Annotated in this window: 15 protein-coding genes; 11 read left to right on the top strand and 4 right to left on the bottom strand. The window is 74.2% G+C overall.

Annotation, left to right across the window (positions count from 1 at the left end):
• Positions 1-166: 166 nt before the first annotated feature.
• The 4 genes from OG933_RS37825 (at position 167) to OG933_RS37810 (ending at position 4148) form a co-directional block, all read left to right on the top strand.
• Positions 167-1252: a sialidase family protein gene (locus tag OG933_RS37825; protein WP_020125893.1), complete on the top strand. Its 1086-nt coding sequence runs from the start codon at positions 167-169 to the stop codon at positions 1250-1252.
• 81 nt (positions 1253-1333) lie between these two features.
• Complete coding sequence (locus tag OG933_RS37820) at positions 1334-2011, top strand: uracil-DNA glycosylase (RefSeq protein WP_405631469.1); 678 nt, start codon at positions 1334-1336, stop codon at positions 2009-2011.
• Positions 2008-3036: an N-acetylglucosamine kinase gene (locus OG933_RS37815; RefSeq protein WP_405631466.1), complete on the top strand. Its 1029-nt coding sequence runs from the start codon at positions 2008-2010 to the stop codon at positions 3034-3036. The genes OG933_RS37820 and OG933_RS37815 overlap by 4 nt, the downstream gene beginning before the upstream one ends.
• A 188-nt stretch (positions 3037-3224) precedes the next feature.
• Positions 3225-4148: a sirohydrochlorin chelatase gene (locus OG933_RS37810; protein ID WP_082412707.1), complete on the top strand. Its 924-nt coding sequence runs from the start codon at positions 3225-3227 to the stop codon at positions 4146-4148.
• 114 nt (positions 4149-4262) lie between these two features.
• Here the strand turns inward: OG933_RS37810 and OG933_RS37805 are convergent, their stop codons facing one another.
• A complete protein-coding gene (locus OG933_RS37805; protein WP_362521063.1) occupies positions 4263-5303 on the bottom strand; it encodes a lactonase family protein in 1041 nt (346 codons plus the stop codon).
• Between the two features lie 275 nt (positions 5304-5578).
• On the bottom strand, positions 5579-7090 hold the full coding sequence (locus tag OG933_RS37800; RefSeq protein WP_405631463.1) for an FUSC family protein: 1512 nt from the start codon (positions 7088-7090) through the stop codon (positions 5579-5581).
• A gap of 313 nt (positions 7091-7403) precedes the next feature.
• Here OG933_RS37800 and OG933_RS37795 point away from each other — a divergent pair, with 313 nt between their 5' ends.
• Together OG933_RS37795 and OG933_RS37790 are read left to right on the top strand one after the other, a co-directional pair.
• The gene (locus tag OG933_RS37795) at positions 7404-7880 is read left to right on the top strand and encodes an Lrp/AsnC family transcriptional regulator (RefSeq protein WP_362521057.1); all 477 of its coding nucleotides are present in this window, start codon (positions 7404-7406) and stop codon (positions 7878-7880) included.
• Positions 7881-8019: 139 nt separating this feature from the next.
• The gene (locus OG933_RS37790; protein WP_405631460.1) at positions 8020-10827 is read left to right on the top strand and encodes a beta-L-arabinofuranosidase domain-containing protein; all 2808 of its coding nucleotides are present in this window, start codon (positions 8020-8022) and stop codon (positions 10825-10827) included.
• A 15-nt stretch (positions 10828-10842) separates the two neighbouring features.
• Here OG933_RS37790 and OG933_RS37785 read toward each other — a convergent pair whose 3' ends face one another.
• Positions 10843-11640 (bottom strand): LysR family substrate-binding domain-containing protein, encoded by a 798-nt coding sequence (locus OG933_RS37785; protein ID WP_405631459.1) that lies wholly within the window; start codon positions 11638-11640, stop codon positions 10843-10845.
• 58 nt (positions 11641-11698) lie between these two features.
• On the opposite strand from OG933_RS37785, the gene OG933_RS37780 reads away from it, so the two are divergent.
• Positions 11699-12085: a DUF5997 family protein gene (locus tag OG933_RS37780; RefSeq protein ID WP_362268303.1), complete on the top strand. Its 387-nt coding sequence runs from the start codon at positions 11699-11701 to the stop codon at positions 12083-12085.
• Positions 12086-12091: 6 nt separating this feature from the next.
• On the opposite strand, the gene OG933_RS37775 is transcribed toward OG933_RS37780, so the two are convergent.
• A complete protein-coding gene (locus OG933_RS37775; protein ID WP_405631458.1) occupies positions 12092-13012 on the bottom strand; it encodes an EamA family transporter in 921 nt (306 codons plus the stop codon).
• Between the two features lie 68 nt (positions 13013-13080).
• On the opposite strand from OG933_RS37775, the gene OG933_RS37770 reads away from it, so the two are divergent.
• The 4 genes from OG933_RS37770 to OG933_RS37755 all read left to right on the top strand — a co-directional run bounded on the left by OG933_RS37770 (position 13081) and on the right by OG933_RS37755 (position 20463).
• On the top strand, positions 13081-13956 hold the full coding sequence (locus tag OG933_RS37770; protein WP_405631457.1) for a LysR family transcriptional regulator: 876 nt from the start codon (positions 13081-13083) through the stop codon (positions 13954-13956).
• Positions 13957-14044: 88 nt separating this feature from the next.
• Positions 14045-14434 carry a cold-shock protein gene (locus OG933_RS37765; protein WP_028806173.1) on the top strand — a complete coding sequence of 130 codons (390 nt, stop codon included), beginning with the start codon at positions 14045-14047 and terminating at the stop codon, positions 14432-14434.
• 177 nt (positions 14435-14611) lie between these two features.
• Positions 14612-15466, top strand: a complete 855-nt coding sequence (locus OG933_RS37760; RefSeq protein WP_230196889.1) for a DUF4132 domain-containing protein — start codon at positions 14612-14614, stop codon at positions 15464-15466.
• Positions 15463-20463 (top strand): hypothetical protein, encoded by a 5001-nt coding sequence (locus OG933_RS37755; protein ID WP_405631455.1) that lies wholly within the window; start codon positions 15463-15465, stop codon positions 20461-20463. Before OG933_RS37760 ends, OG933_RS37755 begins: the two co-directional genes overlap by 4 nt.
• Positions 20464-20471: the final 8 nt, after the last annotated feature.

Genomic DNA, 20471 nt, shown 5'->3' with positions numbered 1-20471 from the left:
CCGCGCAGGCGTCCCGGTGAAAGTGGCCGATGTCTTGCGCTCCCGGACCGCCGTCACAGCTGTGACCTGCGGCGACGGCGTTTCCAGAGGTGACTGTCAGTGGCGGGGTGCAGACTGGCCGGTGTCTGGGACAAGGACGTCAAAGACACAGCGGAGGTGATCGGGCATGACCGAGACACTGCTTGCCGTGGGCACGCGCAAGGGCCTGTTCATGGGGCGTCGGCGCGGGGGCACATGGGAGTTCGACGAATCCCCCTACTTCAACGCACAGGCGATCTACTCGGTCGCCATCGACACCCGCGGCGACCGCCCGCGGCTGCTGGCCGGCGGCGACAGCGCGCACTGGGGCCCGTCGGTGTTCCACTCCGACGACCTCGGCCGGACCTGGACCGAACCGGCCGCACCCGCCGTCAAGTTCCCGCAGGACACGGATGCCTCGCTGGAGCGGGTGTGGCAACTGCACCCGGCGGCCGCCGAGCCGGACGTGGTGTACGCGGGCACGGAACCGGCCGCCCTGTACCGCTCGGAGGACCGCGGCGAGAGCTTCGAGCTGGTCCGCCCCCTGTGGGAGCACCCCACGCGCTCGAAGTGGGTGCCGGGCGGCGGCGGGGAGGGCCTGCACACGGTGCTCACCGACACGCGCGACCCGCGGTCGGTGACCGTGGCCGTGTCCACCGCCGGGGTGTTCCGCACGAGCGACGGCGGCACGAACTGGGCGCCCGCCAACTCCGGCGTATCCGCGGTGTTCCTGCCGGATCCGAACCCGGAGTTCGGCCAGTGCGTGCACAAGGTCGCGAGGGACGCGGTGAACCCGGACCGTCTCTACCTCCAGAACCACTGGGGGGTCTACCGCAGCGACGACGGGGGCGGGCAGTGGACCGACATCGGCGCGGGCCTGCCCTCCACCTTCGGCTTCGCCGTCGCCGCGCACCCGACGCGCGGGGACACGGCGTACGTGTTCCCGATCAACGCCGACGCGGACCGGGTGCCCGCCGACCACCGGTGCCGGGTCTTCCGTACCTCGGACGCGGGCCGGACCTGGGAACCGCTCACGGCGGGCCTGCCGCAGGAGGACCACTACGGCACGGTGCTGCGCGACGCGCTCTGTACGGACGACGGGGACCCGGCGGGCGTGTACTTCGGCAACCGCAACGGCGAGGTGTTCGCCTCGGCCGACGACGGCGACAGCTGGCGGCAGTTGGCCTCGCACCTGCCGGACGTCCTGTGTGTACGGGCCGCGGTGGTCGGATGAGCCGACCCGCGCGCGAGGGGCGGCCGTGCGGCCTTGGCCACCGGTTGATCAGCGACCTGTGTACGGCAGTAGGGTGACGCCGTGGCACCACGACCCTTGCATGAAATCGTCGAACCGGGCTGGGCCGAGGCCCTTGGACCCGTCGCCGGGAAGATCGCCGAGATGGGCGACTTCCTGCGCGCGGAGATCGCCGCGGGACGCACCTACCTCCCTGCCGGACAGCACGTCCTGCGGGCCTTCCAGCAGCCCTTCGACGACGTCCGCGTCCTGATCGTCGGACAGGACCCGTATCCGACGCCCGGGCACGCGGTGGGTCTGTCGTTCTCGGTCGCTGCGGAGGTCCGCCCGCTGCCCGGCAGCCTGATCAACATATACCGGGAGCTGAACACCGACCTGGGCCTGCCCCAGCCGTCCAACGGCGACCTGACACCGTGGACGCAGCAGGGGGTGCTGCTGCTCAACAGGGCGCTCACCACGGCTCCGCGCAAGCCGGCGGCGCACCGCGGGAAGGGCTGGGAGGAGGTCACCGAACAGGCGATCCGGGCGCTGGCGGCGCGCGGCAAGCCGCTGGTGTCGGTCCTGTGGGGCCGCGACGCCCGCAACCTGCGCCCGCTGCTCGGGGATCTGCCCTCGGTGGAGTCCGCGCACCCCTCCCCCATGTCGGCGGACCGCGGCTTCTTCGGCTCGCGGCCGTTCAGCAGGGCGAACGACCTGCTGGTCCGGCAGGGAGGTCAGCCGGTGGACTGGCGCCTGCCGTGACCGGCGCAGCCGGTCCTGGCGACGGGGCCGGTACCGGCGCCGCGGTCGGCTCCGGCAGCGGCATCCTCGCCGTGGACTCGGGCGGTTCCGGTCTCCGTGTCGTCCTGGGGACCGCCGAGCGCGGCGCCCTCGGCCGGCGTTCGTCCCCGGTGCCCGTGCGCACCGGCGCGCGGGGTATCGACCCGGACCACCTGATGTCCCAACTGACACCGCTGGTCAGGGCGTTGACGGCCGAGACCGGTGTCCCCCGGCCCGCTACGGCGGTCGTGGGCGCGGCCGGGCTCAGCACCCTGGGCGACGCGCTGCGCGCGGAGCTCCCGGGCGCCCTGGCGCGCGAGTTCGGGGTCCGGACCACCGCGCTCGTCGCCGACGCCGTCACCGCCTTCGTCGGCGCGCTCGGACCGCGGCCGGGCGCCGTGGTGGCCGCGGGTACGGGCCTGATCGCGATCGGGACGGACCTGACGGCATGGCAGCGGGCGGACGGCTGGGGCCATCTGCTGGGCGACTGCGGCAGCGGCGCGTGGATCGGGCGGGCCGGTCTGGAAGCCGCCCTGCGCGCCTACGACGGGCGGCCCGGCGGGTCGGCCGCGCTGCTGGCCCGGGCCGAGGAGCGGTTCGGGCCGATGACCGGGCTGCCCAAGCTGCTGTACCCGCGTCCGGACCGACCGGCCGTCCTCGCCTCCTTCGCGCCACAGGTGGCCGCCTGCGCCCAGGACGACCCGGTCGCCGCCGGCATCCTGCGCACCGCGGCCCGGCACATGGCCGAGTCGGCCGCCGCCGTCTGTCCGGCAGGCGGAGAGCCCCGGATCGCTCTCACCGGCGGCCTGTTCAGGATGGGCGACCCGCTTCTCGTCCCTCTGGAGGGGGAACTCTCGCGGCTGCTGCCGCATGCCCTGCGGGTGCCGGCCGAGGGCGATCCGCTGGACGGCGCCGTGCGCATCGCCACCGCACTGGCGACGGGCACGCTCACGCTGCCGCGCGAGGAGCGCCTGTTCTCGGTGGAGAGCCTGGTGAACCCCCTCTGATGCATCGTGCGTAGGGAAAGTACGTCATGCCCCAAAAGGGGGATTACCGCCTCCGAGGGCAAGTCGCCTGGAAAACACGCTGATCACTTCTGATCCGTACGTAACTCATCAGACAAAACCGGACGGATACCGCTCACGTGCACCCTCCCCGAACAGGGGAGCCCAGGAAGCCAGTAACATGCCTCGCCATGAGCTCCCCCACTGGGCCCGCGTCCGGCCTGCCAGTACGAATGCCGCGGCCTCGCCAGCCTGGGCGGCACCGCCGACCCGAGCCGGTGGCGGCTCCCGAGGGCGCGCCCGCGCTCGTCCTCGCGGTGCCTGGTCCGCCGAGTGCCGCCACGCGCGGCCTCGCCGAGGAGATCGTGAGCATCGCCCGCTCCGAGCTGCCCGGTCTCGACGCACGCATCGGCTACCTGGACGGGGACGACAACGGTTTCCCCACCCTCCAGTCCGTTCTCGCGCACGCCGCCGACGAACGCACCGCCCGCTTCGAGCAGGCCCGTGCCGCCGGACTGGACGTCAAGGAGCCCGACGGCCCGGTGGGCGTCGTCGTGCCGCTGCTTGCCGGTCCCGACGGCGCGCTGCTGCGCCAGGTCCGCCAGGCCGTCATGGAGAGCCGGATCGCGGCCGAGCTGACCGATGTGCTCGGCCCGCACCCGCTGCTCGCCGAGGCCCTGCACGTGCGGCTGTCCGAGGCCGGTCTGGCCCGCGCCGACCGCGCCCGGCTGTTCACCGTGGCGACGGCCGCGGACGGCATCATCCTCGCCTCCGTGGGCGGCGAGGAGGCCGTGCAGGCCGCCGGGATCACCGGCATGCTGCTCGCCGCGCGCCTCGCCGTGCCGGTGATGGCCGCGGCTCTCGACCAGGAGGGCTCGATCGCCTCCGTCGCCGAGCAGCTGCGCTCCTCCGGCTCCCAGCAGCTGGCGCTGGCGCCCTACCTGATTGGCCCGGAGATCGACGCCACGCTGATCGAGGAGGCGGCCAGGGAAGCCGGCTGTGCCGCCGCCGAGGCGCTCGGCCCCTACCCGGCCATCGGCAAGCTCGCGCTGGCCAAGTACACGACCGCCCTCGGTATCGCCCCGCCGCAGCCCCAGGGCGCGCCGGTCCGCTGAACCGCACGCACGGACGCCGTACGCACGAAGGGCCCGCTCCGGGTGTGGAGCGGGCCCTTCGCGTCGCCCCGGGCCGGCGCGAGGCCGGTCGGGGGCGCGGAACAGCGGTGCGGGTCAGCCGAGGACCACGCAGGAGGCGGCGGGAACCGCGATCGAGCCGGCGCGCCGGGGCAGGCCGGTCGTCGGGTCGAGGGAGAACCAGGTGACATCGCCCGAGCGTTCGTTCGCGACGTACAGGAATCCGCCGGACTCGGCGACGGCCCGCGGCCAGTGTCCGGCGCAGGGCACGGTCCCGACCAGCCGCAGCGCCTCCCCCGCGCCCTCCACCGCGAACACGGAGAGCACGTCCTCGCCCCGGGTGGCGGTCCAGAGAAACCGGCCGTCGGGCGAGACGACGAGGCCCGAGGGGTAGGCGTCCCCGGCCGGGGCGCCGGGCAGGACGGCGGCCTCGGCCAGCGGCTTCAGCGAGCCGTCCGAGGCGTCCCAGCGGCAGACGGTGACGGTCGGGGTGAGCTCGTTGACCACGTAGGCGTAGCCGCCCCCCGGGTGGAAGGCCAGGTGGCGGGGGCCCGAGCCGGGGCGCAGGGCGTGCTCCCGGTGCAGGACGGGGCTGCCGTCGCGCAGGGCGCAGACCCGTACGGAATCCGTCCCGAGGTCCACGCTGACCGCCCAGCGGCCGCTCGGGTCGGGCTGCACCTGGTGGGCGTGCGGGCCCTGCTGGCGTCGCGTGTGCGGGCCCGAGCCGGTGTGCCGGAGAACGCCGGAGGCGACGCGGGCGAGGCCGCCGTCGGCGCGGACCGGGACGGCCGTGATGCTGCCGGAGCCGTAGTTGGCGGTGAGGACGTGTCCGTCGAACACGCTGAGGTGTGTGGGGCCGCTGCCGCCGACCGGCACCGGTGGCCCGGTCTGCTCCGGCGCGTCGCCCGTCACCCGGTACGCGGCCACCGCGCCGTCCGCCGTCTCGCTGACCGCGTACAGCGTGTCCCCGGTGGCCGACAGGGCCAGATACGAGGGGTCGGGGACGCCGTTCACGCTGCTCAGGACGGTCAGCGCACCGCTGACCGGGTCCACGGCGGCGGCCACGATCCCGGGCCCTCCAGCCGCCGTGAACGAGCCGATGAACGCCCGCCGTCGCCTTCCGCCGAGGTCTGCCACCGCTGTCCCCTCCCGGGTCGCCGCTGCCGCTGCTGACGCTGCTGCTCGGGGTGACCGTAGCAGTCGATCACCAGCGGTCTAGACCAGGCGCGCTCGCCCGCCGGCCGACGGCCCCCGACCGGCGGGCCGCCACGGCCGGGAGCCACGCCCGCTCGGGCGCCGAGCGGTACGGCGACGGTTCCGGTGGGTGCGGCCGTCCGTCGGTGGGTGCGGCCGAGCGCGCTCGGGCGGCGGGCCGCCGCGTCCGGGAGCCGCGCCCAGTGGGCCGCGGCCGCTCAGGCGCCGGCCGGGACGCGGGGTGCGCCGCGCAGGGGCACCGCGAGCTCGAGAAGGGCCCGCTCCAAGGCGTGGAGGTGGGCCAGCACCGGCTCGGATCCCGGGCCGAGCGGTACGGCGGCGGTTTCGGCGGGGTGGGGCCGTCCGTCGGTCGGTGCGGCGGTGAGGGCCTCGACCGCGGACTCCACCCGCCAGCAGGCGGCGACGAGGCGGGCGTCGTGCGAGGCCTCGGGGTCCGCGGCGACCGAGGCCAGCCCGCGCACCTCGCGAGCACAGTCGTCGAGCAGCTCCAGCACGTGCCGGGCCCGGCCCTTGCGCGCCCGCAGGGGGCTGAGCGGATGCACCAGCGGCGCCAGCGACAGCCGGACCCGGGCGAGGATCTGCTCCAGTTCGACCACCCGCCGGGCCGGGTCCGCCGCCTCGGAACCCGCGAGCCGGGCGGCGGCCTCCGCGGTGCACAGGTGCACACAGCGCAGTGCGCGCTCCACCCAGGCGTCGGTGACGGAGTGCGTGGTCACCGGGAGCACCAGCAGCACCGCCAGGGCGGCCCCCAGCGCCCCGACGGCCGTCTCGGTCACCCGCAGGGCGAGCAGCGCCGGGTCGAGCAGGCCGAGCAGCCCGTACAGCGCGCTCGCCATGACGGTGACGGCGAGCATCATCCAGGTGTACGACACGGCGGCCGAGTAGAAGATCCCGAAGACGCCGACCGCGACGACCACGGCGGTCGCCACCGGCTCGCCGTGCAGGGGCAGGGCCACGACCAGACCCAGCACGATCCCGAGGACGGTCCCGAGGAACCGCCGGAACCCCCGTACGAGGGTCTCGCCGCGCGAGGTGGTGTTCACGAACACCCACCAGGTGGCGCCCACGGCCCAGTACCACCGCTGGTCCGACAGGGCCTGTCCGACGACGAGGGCGATCCCGGCGCCCACGGTCGCCTGCGTCGCCTGCCGCGTGGTGATCCGCGCCAGCCCGGTCCCGCCGGTCGGCGGGGCGACGGCCGCCGGCGCCGGGAGCCGTCGTTCGTAGGGCCACATCCCGAACCGCACCGCGGACGAGGCGGCGATCGACAGCAGGACGGCGGCGCACAGCTCGGGCAGCTGACCGGGGACGGTGTGCAGGAACTGGGCGGCGAAGAAGGTCATGAACGCGAACACCCCGAGCGAGTGCCCGCGCGGCCCCCAGCGCCGCGCGTACACCCCGGCCCCGACCACGGCGAGGAAGGCCGCGTCACGGGCGACGGGCACGTCGTGCAGGACGGCCGCGAGCGTCAGCAGCGGCAGCCCGACGACCGGGAGCAGGGCGGTGGTCACGGCCTGTCCGCGCACCGTCGGGTCCGTCACCGTGAACAGCGCGAGCAGCGCGGCCAGGCCACCGGTGATGGCCGCCACCAGCGAAAGCCCGGCCGGCCCGCACAGCGCGACGGCCAGCCCGATGCCGAGCACGGCCCGGGAGGCGAACCGCAGTCGCACCCGTCCGGGATCCGGTGCCACGAACGCCCTCTTCAGCAAGCTGCCCCGCCCTTTCCCCACCCTGATGCGCCGCGGACGTACCGCGACATGAGAAAGGCGCCGCGGGGGTCCGCAGCGCCATCGACACCGCCATTTGAGCATCCGGAGGGCTGGTGGTTCAACAGGGGCCGGGTCGACTGGGCCAATGGCTCAAACGAGACCGGAATCCCCTCGCCACCAGCCTGCCATCGGCACACTTCCGCCGACGGCTTCGGCGGTGGCGCCCACCCGGCCGGCGGCTCGGGCCCCGCCCGTCATGCTGGGCCATTGGTACAGTCGGCGCTGATCACGAACGTGCGAGGAGGCCCGCCGGATGGCCGTGGACGAGCTGGACACCCGCATCCTGCGCCTGCTGCTCGAGCAGCCGCGGACGAGCGTGCGGGAGTACGCCCGGCTCCTCGGCGTCGCGCGCGGCACCCTTCAGGCCCGTCTCGACCGACTGGAGCGGGACGGCGTGATCACCGGCGCGGCGCCGTCGCTCTCCCCCGCCGCACTGGGCCACCCGGTGCTCGCGTTCGTGCACATCGAGGTCACCCAGGGGCACCTCGACGACGTGGGCGACGCGCTGGCCGCCGTACCGGAGATCGTCGAGGCGTTCTCCATCACCGGCGGCGGCGATCTCATCACCCGGGTCGTGGCGCGCGACAACGCGCACCTGGAGGACGTGATCCAGAAGCTGATCAGTCTGCCCGGCGTGGTCCGCACCCGCAGCGAGGTAGCGCTGCGCGAGCGCGTGCCGCACCGGCTGCTGCCGCTGGTGGAGTCGATCGGACGAGCGGCCGCGAAGTAGCGGCCGCCCTCGCAACTTTCCGTCCCGTCAGGACCGTTGACGCTCAACCGCCACCCCTCTAGCGTCTGGTCGACCATCCGCACATCGTCCGAAATATCGAACGATCGTGTCGATCCCCTGTGGACCGGAGGAGCAGCACATGGCACCGCCCCTCACCCGACGCATCCTGCTCCGGAGCGCGATGCTCACGGCGGCCGTCCCCGCGATGTCCGCCACCGCCGCCGCGAAGGCCTCGGCCGCCGCGCTCCCGCCCTCGGCCGCCGCGCTCCCGCCCTCGGCCGCCTGGTCGCTGCGGCCCTTCGGCCTCGAGGACGTCGCGCTCGGCGCCGGTGTCTTCGCCGCCAAGCGGCAGCTGATGCTCGACCACGCCCGCGGCTACGACGTGAACCGGCTGCTCCAGGTCTTCCGCGCCAACGCCGGCCTCTCCACCCTCGGCGCGGTCGCCCCCGGCGGCTGGGAGGGCCTGGACGGGGAGGCGGGCGGCAATCTGCGCGGCCACTACACCGGGCACTTCCTGACCATGCTCTCCCAGGCGTACGCGAGCACCGCGGAGCAGGAGTTCGCGGACCGGATCCGCACGGCGATCGGCGCGCTGACGGAGGTGCGCGAGGCCCTGCGGCACGATCCCGCCGTGCTGAGCACCGACGGGAGGTTCGGTACGGCCGTGGAGAACGTCCGCGGTTCCTACCAGTACGTCGACCTGCCCTCCGGCGTGCTCGGCGGCGCCACCGAGGTCACCCTCGCCGCCTGGGTGAAGCCCACCCATGACGCCGCCTGGACCCGGATCCTCGACTGCGGCAACGACACGACCCGGTATCTGTACCTGGCCGCCCGCAACGCGAGCGGGGTGCCCCGGTTCGCCATCACCACCGGCGGGCCGGGCGGCGAGCAGGGACTCGACGGCACGGCCGCGCTGCCCCTGAACCGGTGGAGCCACCTCGCGGTGACCCTCGCCGGGGGCACCGGCACCCTGTACGTCGACGGCACGGCAGTGGCCCGCAACACCGCCATGTCACTCACCCCGGCCGCCCTCGGCGCCCTCACCGGCCACTGGCTCGGCCGGTCCCACTACGCGTCCGACCCCGTCTTCGCGGGCGCCTTCGGCGGCTTCGACGTCTGGTCGCGCGCCCTGACCGCCGACGAGGTCGCCGGGCTGCAGAGCGGCCGGACGGCCGGCGACCTCGTCTCGTACGCCTTCGACGAGACCTCGGGGAGCACCTTCGCGGACGCCTCCGGACGCGGCCTGACCGCCACCCTGCGCCGCACCTGGGACGGCCCCAGCCATCCCGGGTTCCTCGCGGCCTACCCGGAGACCCAGTTCATCCAGCTGGAGTCGATGACCGGCCCCGACTACACGAAGGTGTGGGCGCCCTACTACACCGCCCACAAGATCCTCAGGGGTCTGCTGGACGCGTACCTGGCCACCGACGACGACCGTGCGCTCGACCTGGCGTCCGGGATGTGCGACTGGATGTACTCCCGGCTGTCGAAGCTGCCCGAGGCGACGCTCCAGCGCATGTGGGGGATCTTCTCCAGCGGGGAGTTCGGCGGCATCGTCGAGGCGATCTGCGATCTGCACGCCCTCTCCGGCAGGGCCGAACATCTCGCGCTGGCCCGGCTGTTCGACCTCGACAAGCTCATCGACGCCTGCGCGGCCGACACCGACACGCTCGACGGGCTGCACGCCAACCAGCACATCCCGATCTTCACCGGACTGGTGCGGCTGTACGACGCGACGGGCGAGGCGCGCTACCTGACCGCCGCGAAGAACTTCTGGCGCATGGTCGTACCGCACCGCATGTACGGCATCGGCGGCACCAGCACGGCGGAGTTCTGGAAGGCGAGGGACGTCATCGCGGGGACGATCGGCGCGACCACCGCCGAGACCTGCTGCGCGTACAACATGCTGAAGCTGAGCCGGATGCTCTTCCTCCACGAGCAGGACCCGGCCTACATGGACTACTACGAGCGGGCCCTGTACAACCAGGTCCTCGGCTCCCGGCAGGACACTGCGGACGCGGAGAAGCCGCTGGTCACGTACTTCATCGGGCTCACCCCGGGCCATGTGCGCGACTACACCCCCAAGCAGGGCACCACCTGCTGCGAGGGCACCGGCATGGAGAGCGCCACCAAGTACCAGGACTCGGTGTATTTCAGGGCGGCCGACGGCAGCGCGCTGTACGTCAACCTCTACAGCCCGTCCACGCTCACCTGGGCCGAGAAGGGCGTCACCGTCACGCAGAGCACGGGCTTCCCGCGCGAACAGGGCAGCACGCTCACCGTCCGGGGACGCCGGGCCGCCTTCGCGCTGCGGCTGCGCGTGCCGTCCTGGGCGACGGCCGGCTTCGGGGTGACGGTCAACGGGCGCAAGGCCGGCGGGACGCCGGTGCCCGGCAGTTACTTCACGGTGTCACGGACCTGGCGCGACGGGGACGTGGTCCGGGTGACGATGCCGTTCCGGCTGCGGGTCGAGAAGGCGCCCGACGACCCGTCGCTCCAGACCCTGTTCCACGGTCCGGTCAACCTCGTCGCCCGCAACTCCGCGACGACGTACCTGGAGTTCGGCCTCTACCGCAACGCGGCCCTCTCCGGCGACCTGCTGCCCTCCCTCGCGCCGGTGAGCGGGAAGCCGCTGCACTTCACGCTCGACGGCACCGAGTTCGCCCCGTTCCACGAGGGCACCGAGGATCCGACCCACGCCTATGTACGGCGGGCCGAGCCCGGGATCGTCTTCGGCAACAGCGACTCGGGCGTGGCCAACCCGGCGAGGACGGACGGCACCACCCTGCTCGACGAGGTGTGGGCAGAGGCGCCCTTCCGCGGGAAGCCGGCGCTGGTGGCGCGGGTACGGACGGTGGTGGACGCCTGGGTGGCCGCCGGGCTGCTCGGCGCGGCCGACGGGACGAAGGTGGTGCGCACTGCGCGCGGGGCGACCTACGTGCCCTGACGGCGCGGGAGGCCGCTACGACCGGCGGCGGGGCTTGCCGCCGCCGGTACCGCGCCGACCGCCGCCGCCCTTCGCGGCACCGCCCTTGGCGCCTCCGCTGCGGCCGCGGGCACCTCCGGCGGTGCTCTTGGCCGCACCTCCGCCGGCCTGCGGCTTTCGACGCTCGCGCTCGCCCTTGCGCTCCGCCGCCGGAGCCTGCTGGGCCCGACCCCGCGTGCTGTTGACGGTGCGGCCGCGGACGATGCCGATGAAGTCCTCGACCAGCTCGGTGGTCGCGTCCTCGGGCCAGGCGAGGGCGATGTCCGACCGGGGGGCGTCGACGATCGTCCGGTAGGTGAGGTCCTTGCGGTGGTGCAGGCGGGCCAGGGACTGGGGCACGACCAGCACGCCGATGTTCGCCGCGACCAGCTCGATCGCGTCCTCGGTGGTCGCCGGGCGCTCGAAGGCGGCTTCGCCGGGCAGCTGCTCCCAGCCGAGGACGTCGTCCAGCGGATGGAGGACCACCTCGTCGGCGAGGTCGGCCACCGTGACCTCCTCGGCCGCGGTGATCACATGGTCCCGGGGGACCACGACGACGGTGGTCTCCGTGTACAGAGGGATCGCGCTGAACACCGTACGGTCGACCGGAAGCCGCACGAAGGCGGCGTCCGCGGCACCCTCGCGCAAGACGTCGGAGGCCTCCGCGGGGGTCACCTGGAGGAGGCCGAGGGGTGTGTCGGGCAGGCGCTCCGCCCAGATCCGCACCCACTTGGCGGGCGTCACTCCGGGGACGTACGCGAGCCGGAACGAGGGGGAGTCCGCCGAGTCGGTCATCCCGCCAGGCTACCGGCTGTGGTCGGAGGTCTTCGCCGCGGCCGATACCCTGGACGGTATGAAGTCGCAGCAGAACACCCAGACGATGAAGCCCGCCACCGCGGCGAAGAAGCTGGGTGTGCACCTCCCCGCCACGCCCGCCGAGTTCCAGGAGGGCGTCGTCTCGCGCGCCGAGCTGAACGAACTCCAGGCGAACCCGCCCGAGTGGCTGCTCAAGCTGCGCGAGACCGGCCCGCACCCCCGTCCGGTGGTCGCGGCCAAGCTGGGCGTCTCCATCGCCGGCCTGGCCCGCGCCGGAGTGACCGAGGCGCTCACCAGCGAGCAGATCGAGGCCGTCAAGGACGCCAAGCCCGAGTGGCTGGAGAAGGAGCGCGCCACGCAGGCCGAGGTCCGCCGGGAGACCGTCCGCATCAAGAAGCGCAACGCGGAGCGATCCGAGTCCTGACCCCGGTCAGCGGCGCGGCACGAGGATGCTGAGGGCGTTGGCACAGACGACGGCGGCGATCGCCGACCAGTCGACGAGGCCGAGGTCCTGCCCCAGCCCGAACCGGCCGACCAGTGCGGCGAGCACCGGGTTGACGCTCATGAACAGGCCGAACGCGGCGGCGGGCACATGGCGCAGCGTGAACAGATCGGCGAGGTAGGGCACCGCGGAGGAGAGAACCCCGGCGGCCACGGCGAAGCCGACGGACTGCGCGGTCGGCGGATGGCGCAGGACCACGACCACGCCGACCGGCAGGAACAGCACGGCGGAGACGGCCGCGGCGGCCGCCGCGCCCTGGGCGCCGGGGACCCGTCGTCCGACCGTGCGGTTGAGCAGGATGTACGACGCCCAGCAGGCGGCGGCCAGCAGTCCGAGCCCCATCCCCGGATAGTCCGTGGAGGGCTGCGGGCGCATCAGGGTGACCGCGCCCGCCGCCGCGATCACCGCGCAGCAGGCGTCCACCCGGCGCCGCGCGGCGGCCAGCGCGATGGTCAGCGGCCCGAGGAACTCCAGGGTCACCGCGAGACCGAGGCCGATGCGGTCGATGGCCGTGTAGAGCGACAGGTTCATCGTCCCGAACACCAGCGCCAGCAACAGGACCGGCCCCCACTGCCGCCGGGTGAAGGACCGCAGCCGGGGACGGCCCACCGCCAGCAGGACGAGCGCGGCGACGTACTGGCGTACCGCGACGACGCCCGTGGGGCCGAGCACGGGAAACGCGAGGGAACCGATCGCGGCGCCGGTCTGGTTGGACAGACCGCTGCCGACCATGGTGGCCACCCCGGCGAGTCGCCGACCGCCACGGGACTCGGACACGGGAACGGGAACGGGAACGGGATCCGTCGCCGGGACGGTCGACGGGGGCGCGGGTACGGACGCGGCTGGCATATCCGGATCGTCCTCCCGGCCCGGCCTTGCGCAAAATGCATGACGCGACCCGTCTATACGATGGAGTCATGGTTACGGACGGTCGAGGACCGGGCGTGGAGCTTCGGCAGCTGCGGTGCCTGGTCGCGATCATCGACGAGGGCGGTTTCACCGACGCCGCCGCCGTGCTCGGGGTCTCCCAGGCAGCGGTGTCCCGGACCCTGGCCTCGCTCGAACAGGCGCTGGGCGCAAGGCTGTTGAGGCGTACCTCCCGGGTGGTGACGCCGACCGCGACCGGGCTGCGGGTGGCGGCGCACGCGCGACGGGTGCTCGGCGAGGTGGACGCCCTGGTGCAGGACGCGGCCTCCGGGCACACCCGGCTGCGCATCGGCTACGCCTGGTCGGCGCTCGGCCGCCACACCCTGGCCTTCCAGCGCCGGTGGACGGCGCAGCGCCCGGACACGGAGCTCCAGCTGGTGCGTGTGAACTCCGCGAGCGCCGGTCTGGCGGAGGGCTCCTGCGACATGGCGGTGGTGCGCAGACCCCTGGAGGACCGGCGGTTCGACGCGGCGATCGTCGGCCTGGAACGGCGTCTGTGCGCGCTGGCCGCCGACGATCCCCTGGCCCGCCGCCGCTCGGTACGGCTGGCCGATCTCGGCGGTCGGACCCTCCTGGTCGACCGCCGCACCGGCACCACCACCCCCGAGCTGTGGCCGCCCGACGCGCGCCCCGCCACCGAGGAGACCCACGACGTCGACGACTGGCTGACGGTGATCGCCACCGGCCGCAGCGTCGGGATGACGGCCGAGGCGACCGCCAACCAGTACCCGCGGCCCGGCGTCGTGTACCGGCCGGTGCGTGACGCCGAGCCCGTCGCGGTCCGGCTGGTGTGGTGGCGCGACGACCCGCACCCCGCCACGCAGGCCGTGGTCGAGCTGCTCACCACGCTGTATCGCGCCCAGTGAATCCCCTGAGTCGCCCGGGGCCCGTCGCCTTGACTACGATCTGGACAGGTTCACCGACGTGGGTGTTTCGAGGTTGCTGGGGGTTGGGATGGTTGCTGGTCGTGTGGTGCGCTTCGACAGTCAGCGGGGCTACGGCTTCATCGCGCCCGACGACGGCGGGGAGGATGTCTTCCTGCACGTCAACGACATGTTGATGCCCGAGTCGCAGGTGCGCCGGGGCATCGTGGTGGAGTTCGAGATCGAGGACGGCGAACGCGGTCCGAAGGCGTCCGACGTGCGGCTGGCGCGGGGTGCGGACGGCAAGCCCCTGGCCGCCGACGACGACGTCCTGTGCGATGTGCTGAGCACCGAGGAGTTCACCCGGGACGTCACCGAGGCGCTGCTGACGGCGGCGCCCTCGCTCACCGGTGAGCAGATCGTCCAGGTGCGGGCCGGCCTGGCGCAGTTCGCGAAGAACCACGGCTGGGTCGAGGGCTGACGCCTTCAGCCGGCCGGGGCCGCGCGATGTCTCGGGCGAGGCCCGCCGCAGAGCGCTGACCTGGGGTCTCGTCCTGCCGGGCCCCTGGGTGCGGCCCGCCGCGGCGCCTTCCGAATCCCGTTGTCAGTGGCCTGTTCTACTCTTCCCGTCACTTGATCACTGCGGGTGGAGGCACACATGGGGTGGGTGTCGGCCGGCGACTACGAAGTCGCCCTCGATGACGGCAAGGTGGTGTGCCGCAACGCGGCGGGGCGGCGGTTGAAGTCCGTACCGCCCAAGATCGCCGACGAGCCGGCGGTGGTGGGCCTGCGTCAGCTCACCGAGTGGCTGGAACGGCACGAACGCCAGTGCCTGGCCGACGTGGAGCGCTGGATGGTGCGCTCGCTGCCGGTGCCGTTCGCCGTCGTCGCCCAGGTGTGGCCCGACCCCGCCTGGCAGGCCGCCCTGCGCGACCTCGTCGTCACCGGGGCCGACGGCGAGGTGGCCGGGTTCCTTCGGGACGCCGACCCCGAGCGCGGACTCGGTCTGGTCGACCTCGACGGCGACACCGTCCGCATCACGCCCGAACTGGTCCACCTCCCGCACCCCGTGCTCCTCGACGACCTGGAGGAGCTTCGGGAGTTCGCCGTGGAACTCGGCGTCGAGCAGCGCGCCCAGCAGTTGTTCCGCGAGGTGTGGCGGCGTCCCGCGACGCTCGACGCGGAGGGCACCGCGGTCGAGGAGTACGCGGGCGGCTCGTTCAAGGAACAGCGGTTTCTGCACGGCCGGGTCACCCAGCTCGGCTACCGCGTGCGCGGCGGCCACGCCGTCACCTCCGTCCTGGAGGAGAACCGCACCGTCGAGGCCCGGGTGTGGGTCGGCGACTACGAGGGCTACGAGGAGGCGGAGACCGGTCCCCTGGTGTTCACCGACTCCGCCGGCCGGGTGCTGAAGCTCGGCCTGATCGGGCCGGTGGCCTGGTCCGAGGGCATGCGCATGGCGGCCGCACTGTACGCCGGGCGGGACATCGAGGACGAGGAGCGGGCGGCATGACGACCTACGACGAGACCACCGCCGGCGCGCTGCTCGACGCGGGCGCGGTGCTGCCCCCGGGGAGCACCACCCGGGAGGACGCCGACACGCTCACCGTCCGCAGGTACACCCACCCCGCGCTGGACGACCGGCAGATCGTGCGGCTCGTGCCGGGCACCCTGGGCGAGGCCGAGGACCTGGCGCTGGACTTCCTCGGGCTGGCCCGCGACCCGGAGACCCCCGAGGTCGGTCAGGTGCGCCGGGAGACCCTCGGCTTCCCCGCCTGGGCGCTGGTCAACGACCCGGCGAACGGCCACCACGCGCTGGCGCTGGTCAAGGACGTCGAGCGGCTCGCGCGGCAGGCCAAGTCCCGCCCCGGCAACGCCAAGGACGGCTTCGAGGCGCTCGGCACCCGGCTCGGTCGGGCCGTGCCGCACTTCCTGCCCACCTTCTACGAGCAGGCCGCCCGCGTCTTCCTCCAGCACGAGAACACGACGTACGCCTCCGCCTTCTTCGGCAAGGCCCGGGAGGCCGAGCGGGTGCACGCGCTGAAGGTGGACGAGGAGCGGCAGCGGGCCGTCTTCCTGGAGTTCGCCTTCGCCGGGGCGCTCACCGTCAAGGCGCTCAAGGAGCACGTCAAGGCTCTCGCGGCGCGGCTCCACGCGGCCGAGGCCTGGGCGCAGTTCCGGCAGTTGACCGTGGAGCGCTGCGCGGCCGGGATGCCGCCGTACGCGTCCCTGCCGCAGGACGCGCGCGGGCTGATCAAGGCCGCCGGTCTCGACCGGGTCACCGAGGAGTGCGGCCTGGTCGCCGACCTGCTCTCCTCGCCGGCCGCGGTCCGGGCCCCCGCCTCCTTCTGGAACGCCTACCGGGCGACGCTCGCCGTCCTCGCCGAGCAGCGGCCGGAGGTGCGTGAGCGACTGCTGGAGATCATGCCGGCCGGCCTGGGGCGTACCGTCGAGGACGACGAGTTCTGGCTGGCGCTGCTCGCGGAGTGCGGGGCGGATCTGCTCCTCACCGGGGAGACGGCGGCCGACGTGGACCCGGCGGACTGGCTCGGCCGATGGGCCCTGCACCGCAAGCACGGCGGCAATGTCAGCGGCCGTTCCCCGGCCACCCTCGCCCTGGTGGAGCGGATGGGGCCCCGGCTGCGTGAGCTGGGCCGCCCGGTCGATCTGTGCTCGGGCCGCTGGCACGCCGGCGCCGATCTCGACCTGCTCGACCTGTGCGCGGCCCAGGGCGTGCCGCTGACGCTGCCCGGCCCCGACCAGGTCGTGTACCTCTCCGTCGACCGCTGGTTGCGCGAGACCGTACCCGGCCGGCGCGACCTCACCGCGACCGCGGCGGACCCCCGCCTGCGCCGCCTGCTGTACGCCGACATCAGCACCCTCAGCGGCCTGCGCCCCGCGCCGAAGGTGCTGGAGGAACTGGCCGCCCACCCCGTGCTCGCCGAGGTGCTGCGCGAGTGGCTGGACGACGCGGCCGGGGAACTGTCCTCGGCGGTCGGCCTGCCCGCCGCGCGGGCGGCACTGGAACGGCTCCGCCCCTTCCGTACGATCGCCGCCCGGGTCAGCCCGGCGGCCGTCGCCGTGGTCGCCGCGCACGCGGTCGCGCCGCTGCTCGGGCACACGCTGCGGGCCGGCCTGCTGGACGAGCTGGGCTGGCCCGCGCTGGACGAGGCGCTGCGCCGGCTCGACGCCGAGACCAGGCGCGACCGCGAGGACACGCTCGGCGTCAGCGAGGCCTGGCCCGCGCTGATCCTCGCCCGCGCCCACAAGGTGATCGTCGTCGGCCCCGAGGAGATCCTGCTCGAGCACGACCTGCGGCTGCCCGTGACGCTGGACCGCTGGCAGCGCCCGAGCTACCGCTACACGGACGGCGAACTGCTCGTCATGTGGCGGCAGGACGGCAAGCAGTTCGGCTACTGGTCGGCCCGCCCCGCCGACGTCTTCCCGCTCGGCGGTGAACAGCTCCCGCACTGGTACGGCGGCAACGACGCGGGCGAACCGTCGATCCCGGTCCCCGGAGGGGGTCGCGCCACCGGCGGGCGCACGCTGCACGCCGGTGACACCGTCGTACCGCCGAGCCGCCGCATCCTCGGCGACGGCACCTCGTACTGGCGCCAGGGCAGGCAGGGCCGGCAGCAGGTGTGGCTCGAGTACGACCCGGCCACCGGCACCCACGGGCGCGCCTCGCTGCCCGCGTTCCTGTCGTCCGGCATCCGGGAGGACGCGCCCCTGCTCCAGCAGCACTGCGAGGTGCTGCCGCTCCAACCCGGCCTGGAGCGGAGCCCGTTCGGCACGGACGGCATCGTGCTCGGCCGCTGGGTGCGCACCGAGGGCGAGGGTGCCGAGGCCCGCACCGTCGCCGGTACCCCGGACGGCCGCACCGTCACCCTGCCGTGGGCCGGCGGGCGGGCGCCCGGCGTCCTGCTCGGCGCGCTGCGGCTGCCGGGCGGGGCCGAGCCCGTGGCCGTCGCTCTGCACCGGCAGATCGCCCTCTACGCGGGTGACGACCCGTCCGCCGCCGGGGAACTGGGCCGGGTGACACCGATGGAGCGCGGCGGCGAGTTCGCCGCCGGCACCCGGTTCGTTCCGCCGGTCGACTTCTGGCACGCCCTTCGCCCGCGCGACGAGCGCGCGTCGGCGGCGCTGCGTGCCCTGACCGACGAGCAGGCGGCCGAGCTGCTGCGGGCCGGGAAGGAGGCGCTGGCGCAGCGGCAGGCGAAGCTGGCGTCGGCCAAGGTCGTGGACGGGACCTCGGACGCCGCCGCCGTCGTGCCGTCCGCGGACGAGGTCGTCCAGGAGGTCGTGTCCCGCTCCCTGCCCTCGCTGGGCGACGGGGGCCTCGTCGCGGGTGTCGCCGCACTGGTGCGCGCGGTGCTGCGGCTCGCGGAGTCGACCGCCGCGTTCGTGGCGCCGCCGGTCGAGCGGCCGAAGGCGGAGCGCCGTCGGATCGACGGCATGTTCGCCGACCTCAAGCCCGAGCACGGCGACGACGCGACGCTGCGCGAGGCCACCACCGGGCTCACCGAGGTGCACGGGTGGTGGGGCAGCGAGGTCCGCTGGAGCACACTGCGGCAGGTCCGCGCCGTGAACCACGTGCTGACCGGGAAGCCGGCCGACGGCAAGCCCCTGGCCGAGGCCTCCCGGTCCACCGGAACCGCCGACGGATGGCGCAGCGACGAGTTCACCCTGCCGGGCATCGGGCTGGTGTGGACGCCGGTGCTCGACATGCTGCGCCCGCTCGCGTACCGCGCCGCCTCCGCCACGGTGACCGAGGCGCACCGCGAGGCGCTGGTGCTGCTGTTCGAGGCGGTCACGGACGGTCCGCTGGCCGCTCCCGGGGCCGCCCTGCGCGAGGTCGTGCTGAGCGAGCCGCACGAGAAGCAGGAGCGCGTCGGTCAGGTGCTGCGCCGGGACGGCCGTACCGTCGTCGTCCTCGGCTGCCAGAACCTGGACCGGCAGGCGGGGCGGGTGCACTGGCTCGCCCTGGACCACGATCCGGCCGGCTCCTTCGGCGCGATCGCCCACTTCACGCTGGAGCGGGAGACCGCGCACCCGGCGGTGTTCCCCGCCGACGCGCTGAGCGCCGTCACCGGACTCGTCCGGGACAAGGGCCCGGCGCCCTGGCAGCCGGAGGCTCCCGCCGTCCTCGCGGCCGCGACCCACGGCGGGCTGGGGCCCATGCAGGCGGCGCTGCTGCTGGCCGGCAAGCCGAAGCAGCTCACCGCCGAGGTGATCGCCGCGACCGGGCTGAAGCCGCGTCAGAAGGAGCTGGCCGACGCCCTGCTGTCCTCGGTCGGGAGCGGCGACCGGGCGGCCCTCGTCGGTGCCCTGCTGCCCGGGAACCCCGGTGACCTGTGGACGGCCGGGCCGGACACGGAGGCGGCCGGCCGGGTGTGGGCCGAGCGGCTCGGCGAGGTCGTCCGGCTGCCCGAGGACCTCGCCGGGGAACTCTCCCTCGGCGGCCTGCCCACCGGCTCCGCGGAGGACGTCCTCAACCCGGGGCTGACCGCCTGGATCAGCCGCACCACCGTCCAGCGGCCGGACAAGGACGGCAACCTGGTCGCGGCGGACCCCGCGGCGCTGCCCGGCCGCAACCACCTGACGGGTGCCGTGAACGCCCTGGCCGGACTCGCCTACTCCCTGCCGTACGGACACCCGCTGCGGGCCGTCCTGCCGGAGAGCCTCGCCGCCCTGCGACGCCGCTTCGCCGACCGGGGACTGCTGCTCGACCTGGACGTCGCGTGGACGGAGAAGGGCTCCTCGTCCGCCGTCGAACTGCGCAAGGCGTACGGGCTGCCCGCCACCGGGGGCGCCGACGCCCACGGTCTGACACCTGTCGGCGAGGCGCTGGCGCTGCGCCCCTGGTACGGCGACCAGGAGACCGTCCTGGTCCGGCCGGGCGCGCTCGGTGCTCCCGACGACCCCGTGTTCGGGCTCGTGGAGGGGCTGGTCGGACCGGGACGGGGCGAGGGCATGCGGGCCCTGCGGACCCTCCTCGACGACGAACTGGCCCGCGCGGTCGCGGTCGGGTGCGATCCCGAGGGACCCTCCGGACACGCCCAGGACCCGACCTTCAGCGTGCCCGATCTGGTCGCCGAGGTCGCCGCGCGGCACGGTCTCGGCGAGGACGCGGCGGCGCTCTACCTCCAGTTGCTGGCGCTCCCGGACCCCACGGACCGCAACTGCGCCCGCTGGACCGGCTGGAAGCCCGCCCGGACGAAGAAGGCCCGCGCCGAACTCGCGGCGAGCGAGCTGGTCGTCGAGGCCAAGCGGGCGCGCGCCGGACGCACCCTGTTCCTGCCGTGCGGCTGGCTGGACCTGACGTCGCCCGCGCTGCCGGTGGAGATCTGGAAGGAGGGCCTCTATCCGGTCGGCGCCTACGGGCGCGTGCTGCCGCTGATGCCCGTGCCCGAACTGTTCACGCGCGCGTGGGACCGCGTCCGTTCCGGCGACGCCCCGGCCTACGAGCAGCTCACCACCCGCGCCACCCGTAAGGGCCGCCGCCGATGACCACCCTC

Origin of the sequence: Streptomyces sp. NBC_00016 (genome assembly GCF_045040885.1) — a bacterium.
Classification (GTDB): Bacteria; Actinomycetota; Actinomycetes; order Streptomycetales; family Streptomycetaceae; genus Streptomyces; species Streptomyces coriariae.
This window is presented reverse-complemented; position numbering and strand designations above follow the sequence as displayed.

Bases quoted from the DNA above. Each gene is read 5' to 3' on its own strand.
- OG933_RS37825 (WP_020125893.1), top strand. From the start codon at position 167: ATGACCGAGACACTGCTTGCCGTGGGCACGCGCAAGGGCCTGTTCATG.
- OG933_RS37810 (WP_082412707.1), top strand. From the start codon at position 3,225: ATGAGCTCCCCCACTGGGCCCGCGTCCGGCCTGCCAGTACGAATGCCG.
- OG933_RS37795 (WP_362521057.1), top strand. From the start codon at position 7,404: ATGGCCGTGGACGAGCTGGACACCCGCATCCTGCGCCTGCTGCTCGAG.
- OG933_RS37790 (WP_405631460.1), top strand. From the start codon at position 8,020: ATGGCACCGCCCCTCACCCGACGCATCCTGCTCCGGAGCGCGATGCTC.
- OG933_RS37785 (WP_405631459.1), bottom strand. From the start codon at position 11,640: ATGACCGACTCGGCGGACTCCCCCTCGTTCCGGCTCGCGTACGTCCCC.
- OG933_RS37780 (WP_362268303.1), top strand. From the start codon at position 11,699: ATGAAGTCGCAGCAGAACACCCAGACGATGAAGCCCGCCACCGCGGCG.
- OG933_RS37775 (WP_405631458.1), bottom strand. From the start codon at position 13,012: ATGCCAGCCGCGTCCGTACCCGCGCCCCCGTCGACCGTCCCGGCGACG.
- OG933_RS37770 (WP_405631457.1), top strand. From the start codon at position 13,081: ATGGTTACGGACGGTCGAGGACCGGGCGTGGAGCTTCGGCAGCTGCGG.
- OG933_RS37765 (WP_028806173.1), top strand. From the start codon at position 14,045: ATGGTTGCTGGTCGTGTGGTGCGCTTCGACAGTCAGCGGGGCTACGGC.
- OG933_RS37760 (WP_230196889.1), top strand. From the start codon at position 14,612: ATGGGGTGGGTGTCGGCCGGCGACTACGAAGTCGCCCTCGATGACGGC.
- OG933_RS37755 (WP_405631455.1), top strand. From the start codon at position 15,463: ATGACGACCTACGACGAGACCACCGCCGGCGCGCTGCTCGACGCGGGC.